Genomic DNA, 4,564 nt, shown 5'->3' on the forward strand with positions numbered 1-4,564 from the left:
GTCTGCTGTGCGTATTACCCGTTCGTTCAGCCCTGCATTTATCCTTTCGATGAAGACTTTGGTGGAACTGGCCAAGACAAACCACCCAGCCGCAATGAGCGTTGATATAAGGGCAGCTCGTATATTTCCGGCTGCGGCGGAATGAACGGCTAAGCCTCCAAACAACCCGGAGGGAAACCACTGAACGAGAACTTGAACCGGTTTAGGAAGTTGAGCCATCGTCGGGAATTGTCCGGGTGTGGATACCTTAGTTTAGAGCAGAGTTTAGAGCAGGCCAACACCTGGCGACAACGGATTGCTATAAAAGATGATGGTTCTTGCCAGTCTGGTATAACTGAGGTATAACGAAAGAGCAAATACTACCAATCAAGTGGCGATGAAAACGGCAATTTCTATTCCGGATTCAGTGTTTGAACAAGCAGAAGCCCTGGCTCAACAGTTAGGACTATCGCGCAGTGAGCTTTATCAAAAAGCCTTAGAGGACTATTTTAAGAAATATAAGAATGAGCAAATTTTACTCAAGTTAAATGAGGTTTACTCCCGAGAGTCTTCTGAGGTTGACCCAGTGATGGCCAAGATGCAGTTTTTGTCATTTCCTCGTGAGGAGATAAGCCGTTATCCACAGTAATTTTTGGAGTGCTCATGATATACGCTATGATTTGTTGCATGGGATACCAAATTGTAGGGGCGAAAAATTTTTCGCCCCTACCGCAACGGATGGAATCTGCTATAAATTATCCTTATTACCCTAAACCCAGAAGACAGTAATTTTTGTGACCAAAATACTTAATAAAAATGACTGATTACTTAGAAGTTATTGAGACAGCGGCTTTATCGTTACGAGAAGGAGGTGTTAAGCGACCCCCCTCGGAAGCCTTGCGGGATGCTCTGTTAACTGCGGAAAAACAGACCAAAAAACAGGCACAAAAAAACGCCCCTGCACCGGACTTTGAGGCGTTGATGGGGGACTGGCAATTGGGTTGGATTACGGGAACCCAACGCTCTCGTAAAAAGGCGGGGGGCCTGCTGGGGGCGGGTCGCTATCTGCCGCGATTTCTGGGAATCCGCATTCGGTATCAACCTCGGGATGAGGAGATGCCGACTCCGCCTCATTCTGGGGAGGGGGGACGAGTGGAGAATCGGGTGCAGGTTTTAGGGTTAACCTTGACGGTAACCGGCCCAGTCGCTTGGCAAAAGGGGGGGAGTACCCCAGGGGCAAAACGGGCAAACCGCCTTCTAGCGTTCGATTTTACCCGCCTGCACGCGCAAATCTATGGAATTAGCCTTTTTGATGGGTTCGTGCGCGGAGGGGCGCAACGAGAGGCGGTATTTGATGAGACGGCGATCGCCCGACAGGCCTTTTTTAACTACTTTTATATTAGTCCGACGGCGATCGCAGCCCGAGGACGAGGCGGTGGACTGGCCCTCTGGTATCGAGTGGATGGGAATTAACGGTCGTCCCGGCGGTTCGCCCGCAAACTCCATCGAGGTTAGATGATGACCCAATGGGAATTATTACCTCATCATGCTCGTAATGCTGTCTAAGCAGTCGTTCAGGTCAACTACAAACTGACCTCGCGTCATCGTTTGACGTCCTCCAAAACTCCCATCTGACATGGGACGAATACATCCATAGCGTTCCACTAAACTCTGGAGAGATTGAAAGTAGGAATCAGTGGGTTGAACGTCGTAAAACTCCGATACGGATGTGACTTGTGCCAGGTTTCCGGGGTCCTGGGGGGTGGGAGAGGAGACTGAGGCGATATCAGAGGGAGGTGTCGAGTTCGCTGGAGTCTCGCCCCAGGACACTTGAATATTCAGAGGAGACAAAACAACCACAGCGATCGCCAAACCAGCCATCAACGCTGTCTTCAGGAAAAATGGCAGTCTCATAAAGGATTTTAGCATGATTATAGGTCACTCCATCAATAGGTGAATCGGTTTTGCCTAGACTTAATTTGGCTTCGATTCTAGCCGATTCAACTCAATTTATGGTCAAAATGCAATGCAGCTTAATAGAATGTCATCTACAGTTACACGAGTCTTGCGAGTACAAGAGATGACAAAAAACAGTTGGAAATTTATTAAGAATATTTGCATATCTTTAATGCTGTGGAAGGGCGAACAGCACCACCTCGACTATCGCTCGCTGAACACCGTTCGCCCCTACAGCCATCTCTGGTACAACTGTTTAGAATAGGAAATTGTCTTATAACGTCCCGGCTAAATGGTCTCGCAGCAACTCATGATAGAAGCGAAATCGCCCTCCAAATTGCTTGAGGAGACCACGCTGACTTGCTTCCTCTAGGAAGTGAGCATAATTCCAGGGAATCGCCCCCTGACGGTACAACATGAATCTCAAGATTCCATGCTTAAGGAGTTCCTCGAACCGCCCAAAATATAAACCCATCCATAGACCAAAAATTAGACCCCAACCCACAGATCCTCTAGGTTCAGTGAACGCTGAAGTTCCTCCTGAAAGTTCCAGGATGGAGTGGTTGACAAAAAAACCAATCACCCAAATGGGACTGCTGACTAAAAAAACAATAGCCATAGTTTTTAGAGATTTTTTAACGGTTTTATTGTGGTTTCGTTCAACGTTAACGTCTGCTTGAAACCCAAGGATAAGCCCGTAAACTAGCCCGAAGAGCAGCCCAAATAGCAACCCGAATAGTAAGCCTAATATCAGTCTTCCAAGCAATCCGAATAGTAGGCCCAGTAATCCACCTCCTATCAGTCCAAACATCAGAGAACCAATTATTTTGGAACCATTTTTCGCTTTTATATTTGAAACGTTTATATTATAAAAATTGTGAAACTTGATGGTATTATCTGGGTTAAATAATTCGATAACGATGGCTGCACTCAGGATGCCAATTATCACTGGCATCACGGTATTTATATCCCCTTCTATCAGCGCATAAATCCCCCCGAAAAGCAGTCCCCAAATCAGGGCTATTAGGAGCGAAGACACCAATTTCAAAGCAAATCGTTGCTGAGATTTTTCCAACCAAGAGGGCTGCACTCCTTCAATCCCAAAATCTGTCTGTCCTTCTCGTTGTAAGGTGTTGGCCAACCAAGTTAGATATCGTCGCGTTTCCGATGGTTGATAATCCGACTCATTCGACGCGCCTAGACATTGCTCAATATAGGCGTCAAAAAGCTGACCCAGCCGTCTATTGGGCGGGTTATCAACTTCCTGAGACTCCCCCTCTAGCTTAGGAACGACAGCATCTGGATACGCCTTTGGCATTAAGTGTAACCCCAAAGGTGTTCTGGCTAACGTTAACAGGCCCGGCTGGTCCTGTTTCAAGGTCTGCACAAATTTCTCATAACCGGGTTGGTCAAAGCTGTTTTGCAAATACTCCTGAATTTGCTGATGGGTGAGCGGTTGCAGACAAACAGCGGTATTTAGATGCAATCTCTCCTGACATCTCTGATAGTCTTGGGTTCGACAACAGACCACCACCGGTTGAGACGGTTGTTCCTTGTCCCCCAACCGTTCATTAATAGCAAGAATCGCCTCAGCCATCGTCTCGCGATCGCGATCTAAACCATCCAAGAGGGGTAGAATACGGTTATGGTTGAGCCATTCCCGACTCAGTTTAGGGTCTAACCCATAGTTGAGGTGGAGTTGTTTCACCATCCAATCCTTGAGACTCCCAGAGGAGGGTTGCCATTCGGATCGTTCAAAAATGACGGGAATCGCCGCCTCGGGATTGGTTTTGGCATCTTGACAGAGGACATCGGCTAACGTCAGCAGTTCCGTTGTCTTCCCACTTCCCGGTTCCCCTAGAATTAGCAGTTTTCCATCCACCTGAGGAAACAACTCCGCAAGTGAACGGTCTAACTGGTGAGTCTGGTCTGCTATGTTGACCTGGAGGTTCGGCTGTAAGTCTCTCCCCGAAGGTTGCGCCTCAACCGATTCGGGCTGTGGGAGGCGTTGTTTCACTTCCACCGTAATCATCTCCAGTAGCTGCTTACGCCGTGAGATGTCCCGCTCGGGTTTTGTTAATTGGCTAAAAATATAGGAGAATTGCCCCAAGGCGATGATGGAGAAGCCCCAACTAAAGGCGAGAACTCCATAGCCATAAAAAGTCTGTTCGGCCAAGTGAGTCTCATTCAGGGAGTTCAGCAACGCGATGGCGATTCCATCAATAACGCCAATTGTGAGTTGAGTAATTTTTTGCTTTCGGGTCAAACGCGCTTGAAACAAGGCGTTGATGACTAATCCGCCAATCAAGGCTAAGAGGGCGGTCAGAAGAAGTTGTAGGAGTTGAAGTGGGTCCGGGGTCATGACGACTGAAATGAGGGGTCGTTAGGTTATCCCGCCAGGACTGAAGTCAATTATTGACTTTATCTGACTATGGACTCATCTTAGTTCATGCCAATAAACATAGGGTCAAAGTTAAACAAGTTTTAATAATATGTTATGTAATTTCATGACAACCTTGCCGGATATTCGATAGAGGGAGAGGGTGAACAGCCATCCCCTCCCAGGAGGGGTTCGGGGTGGGTTCCTTTCAATCGTCATCACGCCACAACTGGCAAATGATACCTGGAA

5 protein-coding genes are annotated in these 4,564 nt (G+C 47.5%); 2 read left to right on the forward strand and 3 right to left on the reverse strand.

Features of this window, described 5'->3' with window-relative positions:
* Positions 1-219 (reverse strand): hypothetical protein (locus R6U67_RS09945; protein WP_410252393.1); only part of this gene is annotated, 219 nt, incomplete at its 3' end.
* 157 nt (positions 220-376) lie between these two features.
* On the opposite strand from R6U67_RS09945, the gene R6U67_RS09950 reads away from it, so the two are divergent.
* Positions 377-628 (forward strand): ribbon-helix-helix domain-containing protein, encoded by a 252-nt coding sequence (locus tag R6U67_RS09950; protein WP_410252394.1) that lies wholly within the window; start codon positions 377-379, stop codon positions 626-628.
* A 167-nt stretch (positions 629-795) separates the two neighbouring features.
* A complete protein-coding gene (locus R6U67_RS09955) occupies positions 796-1,452 on the forward strand; it encodes a hypothetical protein (RefSeq protein WP_410252395.1) in 657 nt (218 codons plus the stop codon).
* Positions 1,453-1,515: 63 nt separating this feature from the next.
* Here the strand turns inward: R6U67_RS09955 and R6U67_RS09960 are convergent, their stop codons facing one another.
* Together R6U67_RS09960 and R6U67_RS09965 are read right to left on the reverse strand one after the other, a co-directional pair.
* Positions 1,516-1,908, reverse strand: coding sequence for an S-layer homology domain-containing protein (locus tag R6U67_RS09960; RefSeq protein ID WP_410252396.1), 393 nt, complete (start codon positions 1,906-1,908; stop codon positions 1,516-1,518).
* A gap of 301 nt (positions 1,909-2,209) precedes the next feature.
* Positions 2,210-4,297, reverse strand: a complete 2,088-nt coding sequence (locus R6U67_RS09965; protein ID WP_410252397.1) for an NACHT domain-containing protein — start codon at positions 4,295-4,297, stop codon at positions 2,210-2,212.
* Between the last annotated feature and the right edge of the window lie 267 nt (positions 4,298-4,564).

The sequence above is a fragment of the Sodalinema sp. genome (genome assembly GCF_046483825.1).
In the GTDB taxonomy this organism is placed as follows: Bacteria; Cyanobacteriota; Cyanobacteriia; order Cyanobacteriales; family Geitlerinemataceae; genus Sodalinema.